The sequence below is a fragment of the Aerococcus sp. L_32 genome (assembly GCF_050689315.1).
Genome location: NZ_JBOEQF010000052.1, coordinates 1 through 13,636 on the forward strand (window position 1 = coordinate 1; position 13,636 = coordinate 13,636).

General features: G+C 37.5%; 15 protein-coding genes. 7 read left to right on the plus strand and 8 right to left on the minus strand.

Annotated features, from left to right (window positions below):
* Positions 1-168: 168 nt before the first annotated feature.
* The 3 genes from ACRCJ0_RS05310 to ACRCJ0_RS05320 all read right to left on the minus strand — a co-directional run bounded on the left by ACRCJ0_RS05310 (position 169) and on the right by ACRCJ0_RS05320 (position 3,612).
* A complete protein-coding gene (locus ACRCJ0_RS05310; RefSeq protein ID WP_431389726.1) occupies positions 169-1,392 on the minus strand; it encodes an ArgE/DapE family deacylase in 1,224 nt (407 codons plus the stop codon).
* A gap of 172 nt (positions 1,393-1,564) precedes the next feature.
* On the minus strand, positions 1,565-2,707 hold the full coding sequence (locus tag ACRCJ0_RS05315) for a PTS transporter subunit EIIC (protein ID WP_197558514.1): 1,143 nt from the start codon (positions 2,705-2,707) through the stop codon (positions 1,565-1,567).
* 251 nt (positions 2,708-2,958) lie between these two features.
* Positions 2,959-3,612, minus strand: coding sequence for a deoxynucleoside kinase (locus ACRCJ0_RS05320; RefSeq protein ID WP_431389730.1), 654 nt, complete (start codon positions 3,610-3,612; stop codon positions 2,959-2,961).
* A gap of 169 nt (positions 3,613-3,781) precedes the next feature.
* On the opposite strand from ACRCJ0_RS05320, the gene ACRCJ0_RS05325 reads away from it, so the two are divergent.
* The 7 genes from ACRCJ0_RS05325 to ACRCJ0_RS05355 all read left to right on the plus strand — a co-directional run bounded on the left by ACRCJ0_RS05325 (position 3,782) and on the right by ACRCJ0_RS05355 (position 9,690).
* Positions 3,782-4,558 (plus strand): threonine/serine ThrE exporter family protein, encoded by a 777-nt coding sequence (locus ACRCJ0_RS05325; RefSeq protein ID WP_417893850.1) that lies wholly within the window; start codon positions 3,782-3,784, stop codon positions 4,556-4,558.
* Entirely contained in the window at positions 4,558-5,082 is a 525-nt protein-coding gene (locus ACRCJ0_RS05330) for a threonine/serine exporter family protein (RefSeq protein WP_059349339.1), read from the plus strand. Before ACRCJ0_RS05325 ends, ACRCJ0_RS05330 begins: the two co-directional genes overlap by 1 nt.
* Before the next feature lie 124 nt (positions 5,083-5,206).
* Positions 5,207-6,388 (plus strand): alpha/beta fold hydrolase, encoded by a 1,182-nt coding sequence (locus tag ACRCJ0_RS05335; RefSeq protein ID WP_431389727.1) that lies wholly within the window; start codon positions 5,207-5,209, stop codon positions 6,386-6,388.
* 27 nt (positions 6,389-6,415) lie between these two features.
* Entirely contained in the window at positions 6,416-7,303 is an 888-nt protein-coding gene (locus ACRCJ0_RS05340) for an immunity protein Imm33 domain-containing protein (protein WP_431389728.1), read from the plus strand.
* 39 nt (positions 7,304-7,342) lie between these two features.
* Positions 7,343-7,717, plus strand: coding sequence for a CidA/LrgA family protein (locus ACRCJ0_RS05345; RefSeq protein WP_417893847.1), 375 nt, complete (start codon positions 7,343-7,345; stop codon positions 7,715-7,717).
* On the plus strand, positions 7,710-8,402 hold the full coding sequence (locus tag ACRCJ0_RS05350) for an LrgB family protein (RefSeq protein ID WP_417893846.1): 693 nt from the start codon (positions 7,710-7,712) through the stop codon (positions 8,400-8,402). Before ACRCJ0_RS05345 ends, ACRCJ0_RS05350 begins: the two co-directional genes overlap by 8 nt.
* 268 nt (positions 8,403-8,670) lie before the next feature.
* On the plus strand, positions 8,671-9,690 hold the full coding sequence (locus ACRCJ0_RS05355) for a branched-chain amino acid aminotransferase (RefSeq protein ID WP_417893845.1): 1,020 nt from the start codon (positions 8,671-8,673) through the stop codon (positions 9,688-9,690).
* Between the two features lie 159 nt (positions 9,691-9,849).
* Here ACRCJ0_RS05355 and ACRCJ0_RS05360 read toward each other — a convergent pair whose 3' ends face one another.
* From ACRCJ0_RS05360 to nrdD, 5 genes are all read right to left on the minus strand, one after another.
* Positions 9,850-10,353: a nucleoside 2-deoxyribosyltransferase gene (locus ACRCJ0_RS05360; protein ID WP_003142845.1), complete on the minus strand. Its 504-nt coding sequence runs from the start codon at positions 10,351-10,353 to the stop codon at positions 9,850-9,852.
* A 69-nt stretch (positions 10,354-10,422) separates the two neighbouring features.
* Positions 10,423-11,088 (minus strand): HD domain-containing protein, encoded by a 666-nt coding sequence (locus ACRCJ0_RS05365; protein ID WP_417893844.1) that lies wholly within the window; start codon positions 11,086-11,088, stop codon positions 10,423-10,425.
* Between the two features lie 28 nt (positions 11,089-11,116).
* Positions 11,117-11,791: a deoxynucleoside kinase gene (locus ACRCJ0_RS05370; protein WP_417893843.1), complete on the minus strand. Its 675-nt coding sequence runs from the start codon at positions 11,789-11,791 to the stop codon at positions 11,117-11,119.
* Positions 11,792-11,912: 121 nt separating this feature from the next.
* Positions 11,913-12,602: an anaerobic ribonucleoside-triphosphate reductase activating protein gene (gene nrdG / locus ACRCJ0_RS05375; protein ID WP_431389731.1), complete on the minus strand. Its 690-nt coding sequence runs from the start codon at positions 12,600-12,602 to the stop codon at positions 11,913-11,915.
* A gap of 61 nt (positions 12,603-12,663) precedes the next feature.
* A partial coding sequence (gene nrdD, locus ACRCJ0_RS05380) for an anaerobic ribonucleoside-triphosphate reductase (protein WP_431389729.1) occupies positions 12,664-13,636 on the minus strand: 973 nt, incomplete at its 5' end.

The following is a 13,636-nucleotide window of genomic DNA, read 5'->3' on the forward strand; positions in this document are numbered from 1 at the left end:
AGCCAATACAGTTGCAATTCTTGCCATAATTTATAGCCTCCTTAAAGCTTTGATACTTATATACTAAAGGATATATTTATATCATGCAAACAAAACGGGTTTTAAGAGTATGCTCTCCATATAATAAAAAAGAGCTTGCACCATAATGGTTAACAAGCTCTTAAAAAACTATTTATTTGCGTATTGAGTGATTAATTGGATGTATAGGACAATATAGTTTAAGTATTCATCTTTTGATACATGTTCATTTACTTGGTGCGCTAAACTTGTTTGACCTGGTCCCATGATAATAAATTTGAAGTCTTCATCTTTACTTAATAGTAAGTTAGAAGCGTCAGTTACCCCTGTTGTTGGACCAACCATGAATTGTTTTTTGACAATATCTTCACCTAGTTTATATGCTAATTCAACAAAATCATTTTCCCCTGTTGTGATTGCAGGCGCTAAGTCTAATGACATTTCTAGATCAAAATCAGCCTCATTGAACTCTGCTAATACGTCGTTGAATAAAGCTTTTACTTTTTCATTGTCGAATTCATTTACTGTGCGGACATTAAATGAAGCTGAAGCTGTATCTGGCACGGAGTTTATTTGGATACCACCATTGAACATTGAGTTTGTTAAGAAAGTAGACCGTAAGAAATCATTTAAAGCCTTATTACCTTCTTCATCACCTTCAACACCACCAAAGTTTACAATTACGTCAGAGAAGTCAAAGCTTGAAAATTCAACGTTTTTAATAGCTCTTTCCATAGCTTCTTCGATGCGTAAAACAAATTTTAGTAATGGTGTAATAGCATTCACACCAACACGTGGAATGGATGAATGAGCAGCACGACCTTTTGAGTGAATTGTAAAGTTCATAGAGCCTTTGTTAGCCGTATTGATGACATTACCAGTTGGTTCACCAATAATTAATGCATCAACGTCATCCATATACTTGTTTTCATGGAAGTGAGCTGAACCAGTTTGAACACTCTCTTCAGCGGCTGTCAGCATTAAACGAATAGAACCTTTTTCTAATAAGTTATTTTCTTTAATTTCAATAAGAGCGAATATAAATGCAGCTACACCAGCTTTCATATCAGCTGTTCCACGCCCATAAAGATTACCTTCATGTTCAGTCAACTTGAATGGATCAAAGTCCCAAGCTGACGGATCACCAGCTGCAACAACGTCCATGTGACCAGAGATACCGATGACAGGTTTACCTGAACCATAGTTTGCAACTAGGTCTGCACGGCCGTCACCTAAATCAATCACTTCTGAATCAATATCATGAGATTTTAGAAAGGCTTGGATATGTTCGGCAACTTGTTTTTCTTTGCCATTAACTGAATCGATAGCAATTAAGTCGGCTAAAAACTGAATCTTCTCTTCTGTTGAATACATGTATACTTTCTCTCCTTTGATAAAAAAACTGTTCGTAAAAGGTTGTTATTCCTACAATCAACCTTGAATTACTCTTCAACTATATCCCTTATAGTAAACGTATTCAAGAGTTACTGGCATATAAAAAAGCCCAACCAAGTTTCCCTGGCTGGACTTTAGTGTAGATATCTTATTATTCTGCAGTGATTTCTTTAATTTGGTCTTCTGGTAATTCATGGTACGGCGTAAACATTACGTATAAGAAAGCAACACCGAATGAAATAACCATTACAATTAAACCATTAATTAAGTTACCGAATGAACCATCTGGGTTGATGAAAGCAGGGATAGCTGCTATACCTGGGTTTACAAAAGCAAATAGTACAAAGTTTGTAATACCTGCATATAAACCACCGATACCACCACCAAGGATAGACGCAATCAATACATTTTTCATTGGTAAGGCCACACCGTAAAGTGCTGGTTGAGATACACCTAGGGAAGCAGTAATAACCGCTGATAGTGAGTAAGAACGGTATTCTCTATCTTTTGTTTTGATTAGTACAGCTGTAACAGCACCGGCTAAAGCTAAGTTAGAAGCCAATAGACCTGGTGACATAATGTTATCGTAACCTACTGTTGCTAGCAATTGAGTGGCAATTGGGAATAGCGTGTAGTGACCACCGGCCATAACAACGAATAAACCAAAAGCACCGAGTAATAATGGTACAATCCAGCTAGAAACGCCAGTTAACCATGCTAACGCAGCACCTAAGATTTCACCAAATAGGTTACCAATTGGTCCTAATAATAAAACACCAAGAATGGCAGTTAATGTCAAGGTGATTACTGGTAAAAAGATACCACGGACAATTTCTGGAATAAATGTTTTACAAGCACGTTCAATATAGCTTTGTGCCCAGATAATTAAAATAATTGGAATAACAGAGTTATTATATGTACCAGTATTGGCAATTGGAATACCAAAGAAGTCTGATCCTGGAATATAATTTTCCATAGACATGACAACATCTGGATGTAATAAGAATAGCGCAACTGCTGCTGCTAGTACTTTATTAGTTTTGAATACTTCAGCTGAAGAATAAGCTAATAATACTGGTAAGAAGTAGAAAATTGCAGATGAAATGTTTGATAAAATAAAGTTTTCTGCATTTTCTGGTGAAATAATACCAAAAGTATTTAATAGGATGACAATCCCTTGTAAAATACCGGCAGCCATTAGGGCAATTAAGTTTGGTGCAAAAATATCACGTAAGGCACCAAGGACGCGGTCAATAACGCCTGGTTTTTTCTCTTGTGTTTGTTCTGTAGACATAATGATCTCCCTTTTTTTGTTTAATTATTTTGATATTAAAAAACAATTTCAATACAGCGGTTTCATAATATCTTCTATATTTTCCTCAAATACTTTCACATGATACCAAAAAAATCTAATTAGTGAAATAGTATTTGAGGAAAAAATAACAATAATTACAAACTTTTTATTTTGAAAGAACCTTAATTACGCTTATTTTAAAAGAAAACGGTTTATTTACTTAAATGAGTTTGTGCATTATTTGCAATAAATTATATTTGTGAATCTACCAAGAGTGTTGACCATTTGTCTTGAATCTTTTTGGCAACGATTTCTTGGTCGTTACTGGTTAGGATATCATATTGGCTAACATCGATGGCCATTTTAGCTGAATGGTCATAGTTTTCGTACCATTCATCATATAAGGTGTGCAGTTGCTTATAGTAGGCTAGTAAATCTGGTCGATCTTCTACTTGTTCGTATGGACGACCACGACGCTTGATTTTCTCAAGGACTAAATCGAAAGGCGCATGTAAGTAGACAAGTAATTCTGGTGATTGATTGGTTGATTCTGAAATAATACGAATATCGTCCATCATATTGGCCAATAAGTCTTGGTACAGTTGCCATTCTACATCCGATATATTGCCGTTAATATTATTTACTTGAGTAAATAAAGCATCTTCATAAATTGACCGGTCTAGGATTGCACGGTCTAATTTCATCCCGCGTTTAATACTTTTAACGCGTTGGTTTAAAAAGTAAATTTGCAGTGAAAAAGCATATTTGGTTGGTTCGCTGTAGTATGCATCCAAAATTGGATTTTCTGATACTTCTTCAAAAAGTGGTTCTGCTTGAAACATTTCTGCCATATGGTTGGTATAAGTAGTCTTACCAACACCGATCATGCCTGCCATGGTAATCATATTTAATTGCTCCTTCATCTAATTAGTCGGGGCAATTATAGCATAAATTTGGTCTGACTTGGGTTAGAAGACAGGTTGAAATAGGATACATTTACATGGAAAGTGGCCTCTTTATTTGTTGATGACCTATGGTACAATAGCCGTGGATTATGAGAAAGGGTGGGTCAAAATGGTAGATTTAAATAAGAAAATTTTAGAAACGGCTCTGTTAGCTGGGCAAATAATGACAGAAAGTAATGCAGAGTCATACCGTGTTGAAGATACGATGAACCGTATATTAACAACATCAAATGCAGCATATGCAGTGGCAATCTCTCTTTCAACAGGTCTTTATATGACCCTTGATGACCCATCTTTTGAAGGTTCTGGGTTTACTGGTATTAAGAGAATTACACGCCGTTCTAACAATTTAAATAAAATTACCCAAGTAAATCATATTTCACGTGAATTAACTTCAGGTAATATTTCAATTGACGAAGCTTATGAGCGGTTACAGGTTATTCGGTTCCAGAAGCCCCAATATTCAAAATTACAAGTATCAATCGGGGTAGTGGGTTTAGCTGCAGCCTTCTGTTTCCTTTTTGGGGGAGGTATTAACGAGTTGATCTTGTCTTCAATTAATGGTTTAATTTTAGCCTTATTATACCGTCTAGTGGATAAATACTATATTAGTGAAGGTTTTTCAAATATTATTCAAGCGCTTGTTGTAACAGTGGCTGCTTATTTAATGCAAGCCTATGTATTACCAAATACGGATATCAATATTGTCATTATTTCTACATTGATGCCAATGGTTCCTGGAACGGCCATAACGAACTCCTTACGTGATATTTTCCACGAAGACTACATTGCGGGCGTTTCTAGAGCAACAGAGGCCTTTTTAAATGCCTTGATGATTGCCTTAGGGGCAGCACTAGGTCTTGCGTTGATTGGAGGTTTATACTAATGACGGCAATGGATATTCTTCTACAATTGATTGGTGCTTATGGTGTGGGTTTGTTTGCGGCTTTAACGCTAGAAGGTCCTCGAAAAGTCCTATATTGGACGCCACTCATTAATGTTGCTGGTTGGGGTAGTTATCTGATTAGTTTACATCTTGGTGGTTTTTCAGAGTTAATGGCTACTTATTTTGGTTCCTTGATTATTGCGTTGATTTCCCAGATGTATGCGCGTATCTTCCGAGAACCGGTAACAGTTTTCTTTATTCCAGCTTTCTTCCTATTTGTACCAGGAGGTGGAATGTACAGAACAGCATTAGCCTTTATTCAAGGAAATACGGCTCAAGGCTTTACCGAACTAGGTGGTACCCTATTTACTGCTTTAGCGATTGCGCTTGCAGTTTATACGTCAGATACCTTGATGCAAATTATTAATAAACAAAAATTCCCAAAATTTATCCGGAAAAACTACCGTGTTATACCTAAAGTAGCGAAGAAAACCGAAAAGAAAATCGAGAAAAAGATGAAATAGCGTTGGCTTACTTCTGCTAGTGATTAGAAAAAAACGATAAAGGAATATTATTTTATTTTAGGGCGTATGTGATTTATCACTGCGTCTTTTTCTATATAATGATAGAAAAGAGGGGGGAGACGGTATGAAAAACTGGTTTGTATTGTTGGTAACCAGCGTTGTACTCACTGGTTGTGGGTTAAACCACCAGGATACGGGTGTAGACTTGGATACGGCGAATGTGGATAAAGAGGTTGCTAGCTTGGATGAAGAGCCGTCTTTTTTCACGGAAGCTTTTGAGGCTAACGGAGAAGAAGCGTTAAAGCAATTTAATGCAAAAGAGGCTGATTTACCAGCGGTTGAGCAAAGAGATTCGGGCATTCAAGAGAGTCATTTTCTGCGTTTGAATGGACTAGACCAGTATGTGTATGAGGTGGGTCAGGGAGACGGCTTACCGGTGGCTATTTTCCTCCATGGGGGACCAGGCTTTTCTTATACGAACCAAGCGGATACTTTGGCTGGTTTATCTGATCAAGTGAATGTCCTTTTTTGGGATCAGATTGGTGCGGGGCAAACTTATGAAGCTAATCCAAGTGTAGAACCTAATATGGTCGATTTACAGGCTTCTTTAACGGATTTAGTTGCCTACACCAAGGCCCGTTATGGGGTTGATCAAGTGGGTATTATTGGTCATTCATGGGGGTCAGCGTTAGGTGCATCTTATGTGCTTGAACATCCGGATGATGTGTCTTTTTATGTAGGGATTGGGCAAGTGGTGACACCAGTTGAGGATGAGGCAGTGGCTCTAAGTCAGACGCGTGAATTGGCGACAAGTTTAGGGCGTCAAGATCTACTTGATCAGTTAAGTGATATTTCAGCTGACTATCCTAATCCGGATGATTTTTTGACTTTAGCTTATGAGGCGGCGATTTTGCGGGCCGTTCAGCGTGAATTAGGGTTTGGCACAGCTGACTTTGTTCAATATTTACCTTTATTGTTAACCAATCAGGCAGATAATTTATCAGCAGATGACCAGGAAATGCTAGCCCGTATGTTACTCAACCAGCGCTTGTATCGAGAATTATTGGCGACAGATATATATACAAGCGACCTTGAATTTAGTATGCCTTTTTACCTGATTTCTGGGGAAAATGATATCCAAGTACCAAGAAGTCAGGCAGAAAAATTGATTGAAAAAGTTCAAGCGCCGACAAAAGAAATGCTCATTATACCGGATGCGGGGCATACCCCAATGATTGATCAAGAAGCGGATTTTATACAATCGCTAACAACCATTATAAACCGCACATTTTCGGCAAATAGCTAATTATTTTTTGCCAATTTTTATGCTAAAATGTATATAGACAAATCTATTCAACAACAACATTTAATCTACAACAATATTCGGAGGATAAATATGACCAAGCAATTGATTCCAAACGGCGGTAATTGTTTAGCTTCGGTAGCACTACTTGAAGGTAAGCAACCATTATTATGGGCCTTCCGTGAAAAGAGCTTGATGCCAAGTGATAGTGGTTGGCGTTTTTTTGCTGTGACGGATACGCAAACTGAAATTATGGACGGAAAGAGCGTACTTCTTGTCGACATTAATAAAATTGCTGAACTGGAACCAACTGTAGCGGGTATTTATTGGTATCCAGAAGGAGCTGATTTTCAGTTAGCCAGTAAAGATGGCAGCAAGTATTTCGTGTACAACGATACTTTTGAAAGAGTTGTACCGGCAACCAACTATAAAGATTTACCCCTTTCGTCAAAAGCCTTCGCGCAACATTTTAATGAGGCCACGGCAACAGCAAACCCTAATGCCATGGCTGAAAGCTTACAATTAACTGCTGAAAAAGTAGATATGCTAAAACTATTAGATTTAATGCATACAAGCGATGCAGGTAATCTATCGGATATAGAAATCTTTGTTAATACGGGTTTATTATTAGGATTCGTAGATATGCGAAATCAAGCCCTACATATGACCTTATCAGATGGGCAATTGGATGATATCGTGGGCACTATGATGGATTACTTTAATCTAAATCGAGAGAAAGCTAGTGCCTACGTTTACCATTACGCGAACTTAAAGCATGATGGAACAGCGGTTGCTGAACAACAATTGACGATGTATGGTGGCAAAATGTATGAGTGGTTAAAAGTTGACGACTTTCATGCAATCAAAAATGAATATGCTAACCTCGTGATGCATCATCGCAAAGCCAAAATGGTTTAGCGAATTTTACCGAATCTAAACAGAATGGAGCATTAAAAAGTGAAGTATTTTAAGCAAGCCTTTATTATTATTGTGATTACTTTAATCTCTGAAGTATTATCACACATATTACCTTTACCCTTGTCAGCATCAATTTACGGCATGGTGATATTATTTATCTGCTTAATGACTGGTGTGATTAAGCTGGAACAAGTTGAAAATGTAGGTGAATGGTTAATTGCCGTGATGCCTGCTATGTTCGTAGTGCCAGGTGCTGGTTTTATTACCTCTTGGGCAAGTTTACAGCCACATTTATTATCTTGGTCTATAATTATTTCGGTGACAACTATCCTTGTGATGGTCGTTGCTGGTCTTATAGCGCAATCTCTGCAAAAACGTCAGAATGCTAAGAATGGAGGAGAAAATAATGAATAGTTTATTTGATTTGTTCCCCTCATTTGGTTTATTTCTAACCTTAGGCGTATACATGATTGCCATGTGGATAAACAAGAAATTAAAAACACCTATTGCCAATCCGTTGTTAATTGCAGTTATTTTAATTATTGCGATCTTAGTTATTGGCAAGGTAAATGTTCCTGTTTACCAAGAAAGCGCGAGTTTTGTGTCTTATCTGTTAACACCAGCAACTATTTCTTTAGCTATTCCTGTATATAAACAACGGCACATTTTAAAAGAAAACTTCTGGACAATTATTATTACAGTTGTGGCAGCTATGATTACAGCCGTTGCGAGTATCTTGATTGTCGCTGTTATCTTTAATATGGATGAAGAAATTTTACGTTCGGTGCTATCTAAATCAGTAACAACCGCCATCGCGATTGATATTACCGAAATAATTGGTGGTATTACACCAATTATTGTTGGTTCAGTTGTTTTGACAGGTATCTTTGGTGTTGTGGTGAACGAATGGATCTTCAAACTTCTAAAAATTGATTCATATTTTGCGCGTGGTTTAGCTATGGGTACTTCAAGTCACGCCATGGGTACAGCAGAATCAATGAAAATTAATGAACTTCAAGGCGCGATGTCTAGTATCGCCATGGTAATATCTGGTATTTTGATTGCTATTTTAGTACCAATCGTTGCAAGTTTCCTATAAAAATTGGTAAGCGTTAGTTACTAAATATATTTCAAAAAGTGTTGTCTATAGTGGACAACACTTTTTATTTATTTATCTATAAAAAGAAAAAAATAAACAAAATTAGATTTATTCTCATTTTTATTAGAAATAAACTACCCTTTTTCTCATAAATAGTGTTAAACTAATACTACATTAATGAATCGTGAGAGGCGTTTATTGCTTAGATGAATAATATCCAAACCAACACGAATTTCATATAAACACATGATTTGAAAGGATGAGTAGCATGACAGTAGATATCAATTGGGAAGAATTAGGTTTTGAATATATAAACTTACCATACCGTTGGCGTGCCTATTGGAAAGATGGTGAATGGTATAAGAGTGGTTTGGAAACTGAAAATACGATCCAGATTGAAGAAGGGGCACCAATTTTACATTACGGACAAGGTGTTTTTGAAGGATTAAAGGCATTTAAAACAAAAGAAGGCGATATCCAAATCTTTCGTCCTGACCAAAATGCGAAACGTTTAAATGCATCAGCAGCCCGTTTGGTGATGCCTGAAGTACCAGAAGAAGACTTTATTCATGCGGTTAAAGAAGTGATTAAAGCAAATGCTGAATATGTGCCACCATATGGTACAGGCGCATCATTCTACCTACGTCCAACTTTAATTGGCGTAGGGGATAATATTGGTGTACATGCAGCAAAAGAATATATCTTCACAGTATTTGCCATGCCTGTTGGCCCTTACTTCAAAGGTGGTATGGTTCCAACAGCCTTTACAACATCTGAATTTGACCGTGCGGCACCTCATGGTACAGGAGCAGCAAAGGTTGGTGGAAACTATGCGGGTAGTTTACAGCCAGGAATTGAAGCCAAAGAACAAGGATACTCTGACGTTGTATATTTAGATCCGGCTACACATACAAAAATTGAAGAAGTAGGTTCCGCAAACTTCTTTGGTATTGAAAAAGATACCAATAAATTTGTGACCCCTAAGTCACCTTCAATCCTACCGTCAATTACTAAATACTCATTACTTTGGTTAGCTGAACATCGTTTAGGCTTAGAAGTTGAAGAGGGCGATGTGTATATTGATGATTTAGACCGCTTTAGTGAAGCAGGAGCATGTGGTACAGCGGCTGTTATTTCACCAGTATCATTTATTACCCATAACGACCATAAACATGTATTCTATTCAGAAACTGAAGTAGGCCCAATCACTAAAAAATTGTATGATCAATTAGTGGGTATCCAAAATGGTGACGTTGAAGCACCTGAAGGCTGGATTGTTAAAGTTTAAAATAAAAACAGAACCACCAAAAGTGATTAACCTGATAAAAAACGAATAGATTGTTTGATCTTTAATGAGAATATTAAAAGCATGAAAGGGTGGTAAAATGCCTTTCATGCCTTTTTTGGTATACAAAAAGCACCAGGCTAACCTGATGCTTGTTATTTTTTAGATAACATCCATGTCTGGAAGTGGGTTTGTTGGGAAGTGATTGAAGTCATAAGTTGCTAATTCATTGATATCAGTCATGAAGTAAGTACCTCCACGCGCAATCATTAAGTTTAATTCTTTATTTTCTAAACCATTTTCGCTTAATAAGACAACGATAGCTGGTTTGTGCATAGCACGCATGAAACCTAACTCAAAGGCTGTACCGTCATCAACGTTTTCAACGTCATATAAGAAAACACCAGCGTCTGCAGTATTCATAGCAGATAGGTCGTTTTGGTAAGTCGCTACTTGCCATTCGAATGAACCAAAAATACCTTCTGGATCACGGTCAAAAGATGTGTCTTTGTATTGATGATCAAATGGGAAATGAACAACACCAACAGTTGGGTTCGCGTTTAAGGCTTTTGTCGCTTCTTCTACACGGCGAACTTGGTCAGGATTGAAAAAAGGTGTTGCTAGATATAGCTTAGTGCTTGCTGAAGTATCTTTACGTTTATCCAATGATATAACCTCTTTCTTAAATTCAAAATGACTTGCTAATTATATTCTACAATAAATAATACGAATTGTTTAAATATTTCCTTGCCACTCAGCCATAAATTGGTCAAGAAATTGTCGCATAAAAAGTGTCCGCTCATGCGCAATCTCTTTGCCAGCTTCTGTATTCATAGAATGTTCTAGTTTAAGTAGTTTTTCATGAAAATGGTTAATTGCAGTTGAAGGATGGTTGCGGTAATCATCCTTATTTTTCACATCAATCACAGGGATTGTTGGATTATAAATTTCATTATTAGCGTGACCGCCGTAAGCAAATGTGCGGGCAATCCCCATTGCACCAAGAGCATCAATTCGGTCTGCATCCTGAACGTACTGTCCTTCCACCGACAACTCATACTGGGTAGTTAAGTTTTTTGAGTAGGACATATGTTGAATGGTAAAAAGAATATTTTCTCGACTAGCTGGCGAAAGATGTAACGCATCTAAAAGTTGTTCAACTTCCATTTGGCTAAAAATAATATCTGAAACTAGCTTGTCATCAATTGTATCGTGTAAATATGCAGCGGCTTCAATGATAATCAAAGCCTCAGTATTACTTTCACCATAATCTGCTATATACAGGGCTTTAGCGAGTTTAGCAACTCGGTCCACATGCCAGTAATCATGACCAGTGGGGTCAAAAGCCATGCGTTCTCTTGCAAATTCTTGAATTTTTTTAAGTCGTATTACCATTTCCATTTGCCCATCTCCTTAAACAAACAGTATTCTATTTAAATGTGTCGGCAGTCACAATATCATTTGTGATCATAAAGTCTTTAATATCTTGAATTAAGACATTTTGATGGTGGGGATACTTGACCAAGTCGTATTTTTCCATATCAATGAACATCACTTTAGATTGATTATAGTGATTTTTCACCCAATCATCATAACCAGACCATAAGCGGTGGTAATAGTTGGTGAGTTCTTCACCTTGTTCAAAGTCACGCCCACGATTTTCTATGCGGGTCATAACAGTTTCAAAAGACCCATGTAGATATAGCATTAAATCAGGGTGCTTGCGCGGGATTTCAGCTAATTCTTCCATCATATTACGGGATAAGTTTTCATAAATTGAAAATTCTTCTTCGCTAATACGGCCAATGTCTGTATTCACTCTGGCAAAGTACCAATCTTCAAAAATAGATCGGTCTAAAACGGACTTATCTTCTTTAGAAGCTTGTTTGATCGTTTTAAATCTTGAATTCAAAAAATCCAATTGTGTTAAAAATGGATACCGCTTCAATAGTTGCTCTTCTGGACTAGCTTTATAAAAATAAGGCAACATAATGTTATCTTCAACAGATTCGTAGAAGGGTTTAAAGTCTAATTCATCTCTGATTAAGTTTGTAACGGTGGTTTTACCTAGGCCGATCATCCCACCAACGGTTATCATTGTCATTGTGTAGCTCCTAACTTTTTTAAAAATCGTAGACCTTTAAATGAAATGGTTTAGCTAAAAATTCAATCTATACTTATCTCAGAATAAAAGGTCATTTGATATTTGTAAACCGATAAAATAATTACTTATATGGCAAGCCATCAGCATTTGTCCAAAGTACAAGCTCATTCTTTTGAAGACTCGCTGGGACATCAATAATTCGCTGGTTGCTACTTCCTCTAAACTGTAAAGTTAGATCCATTTGATCTTGTAGGAAACGACCATCAACCAACACGTCGATTAAGTCTAAGAGGGCAAGTTTATCTTCTGAATCGACTAGTAACTCTTCAAAGGTATAACCTGACCAGCACCAAATATCTTTATTGTGCCCATAGCGGTCACGTAAAGCTTGGCATAGCGGTAGTAAGACATTAGTGTTTAGCATAGGTTCCCCACCTAATAAGGTCAAACCTTGGCAGTAACTAGCCCCAATATCTTCCAAAATTTTATTTTGTAGTGCTTCAGTGTAATCAATTCCGTAGTTGAAATTCTGGACAACCCGGTTGTAGCAGCCTGGACAAGCAAAGAGGCAACCACTGACGTAAATGGAACAACGAACACCTTCGCCATCCACAAAGTTATAAGCTTTGTAGTCAGCGATTTTTCCTCTAGACCAATCTTTTGCTAACCATTCTTTAGGTTCTGGGTTGTTGGGGGATTTGGGTGCGCGCTGGGCTCTTCTAGCTAATCTCTTCTGAATTAATTCGGCCCGTTTAATATCTTCTTCACTAAGAAAGTCTTCAGGTCGCGCCTCTTGCTTGTCTTCCACCATAGACCGTTCGGTATATTTTTTAGGAATTAAGGATTTTTCCGTCTGTTTGGCATTTTCACCCTTATGATTGCTTGTCAATCTGATCACCCCATACTGGTTCATTGTAGACAATGGCATCTTCGCCGTCCGCTTCAAATGAGGTATTTACGCGACTTTGAGAGAGATGTTTTGTCCGAGATGAAATTTCTTTATGTCGTCCGTGTACCATTGGTCGTTGCTGTGGATTACCGAGGTAACCACAAGTCCGTTTAACGACATCGCAGGTTTTAGGGTTATTATTACCACATTGTGGGCATTTAAAGCCGCGGTCAGTTGGTTCAAAATCACCATCAAAACCACATTCATAGCAGTGGTCAATTGGGGTGTTAGTCCCTAGATAGCCTACCCGGTCATAGGCGAAGTCCCATACAGCTTCAAGCGCTTTAGGATTTTGTCTCATATTTGGGTACTCACAGTAGTGAATGAAACCACCACTTGCATATTTTGGATAGTCTTTTTCAAATTCAAGTTTTTCAAAAGGTGTAGGTGATTTGCGGACGTCATAGTGAAATGAGTTTGTATAGTATTCTTTATCCGTAATATCTGGTATTGATCCAAATTTTTCAAGGTCTAATTCACAAAAACGGTCTGTCAGACTTTCCGCTGGCGTTGAATAGATACTAAAGTGGTAGCCGTAGGTATTTCCTAGATGATCAGCTTTTTGCTTCATCGTTTTCAAAACAGACAGGGTAAAGTCCTTTGCGTCAGGATTTGACTCCCAATTAGGGCCATAAAAAGCTGTACCGATCTCATATAAACCGATATATCCCATTGATATAGTAGACCGTTTCTGATTAAATAATAGGTCGACTGGCTCATCCTCATTTAACCTTTTACCAAAGGCACCGTGCATATATAATATCGGTGCATTTTCTGGCTTAGCTTCCTTTACCCGGTTGATACGGAATAAAAGCGCATCCGCCATAATATCTAGCCGTTCATCTAATATGCTAAAGAATCGTTCTTGGTTGCCTTTAGCTTCAAGTGCAATCCGT

Coding starts and splice junctions, on each gene's coding strand:
- ACRCJ0_RS05310 (WP_431389726.1), bottom strand. CDS start 1,392: ATGTATTCAACAGAAGAGAAGATTCAGTTTTTAGCCGACTTAATTGCT.
- ACRCJ0_RS05315 (WP_197558514.1), bottom strand. CDS start 2,707: ATGTCTACAGAACAAACACAAGAGAAAAAACCAGGCGTTATTGACCGC.
- ACRCJ0_RS05320 (WP_431389730.1), bottom strand. CDS start 3,612: ATGATTACCATGGCAGGCATGATCGGTGTTGGTAAGACTACTTATACC.
- ACRCJ0_RS05325 (WP_417893850.1), top strand. CDS start 3,782: ATGGTAGATTTAAATAAGAAAATTTTAGAAACGGCTCTGTTAGCTGGG.
- ACRCJ0_RS05330 (WP_059349339.1), top strand. CDS start 4,558: ATGACGGCAATGGATATTCTTCTACAATTGATTGGTGCTTATGGTGTG.
- ACRCJ0_RS05335 (WP_431389727.1), top strand. CDS start 5,207: ATGAAAAACTGGTTTGTATTGTTGGTAACCAGCGTTGTACTCACTGGT.
- ACRCJ0_RS05340 (WP_431389728.1), top strand. CDS start 6,416: ATGTATATAGACAAATCTATTCAACAACAACATTTAATCTACAACAAT.
- ACRCJ0_RS05350 (WP_417893846.1), top strand. CDS start 7,710: ATGAATAGTTTATTTGATTTGTTCCCCTCATTTGGTTTATTTCTAACC.
- ACRCJ0_RS05355 (WP_417893845.1), top strand. CDS start 8,671: ATGACAGTAGATATCAATTGGGAAGAATTAGGTTTTGAATATATAAAC.
- ACRCJ0_RS05365 (WP_417893844.1), bottom strand. CDS start 11,088: ATGGAAATGGTAATACGACTTAAAAAAATTCAAGAATTTGCAAGAGAA.
- ACRCJ0_RS05370 (WP_417893843.1), bottom strand. CDS start 11,791: ATGACAATGATAACCGTTGGTGGGATGATCGGCCTAGGTAAAACCACC.
- nrdG (WP_431389731.1), bottom strand. CDS start 12,602: ATGGTGGAAGACAAGCAAGAGGCGCGACCTGAAGACTTTCTTAGTGAA.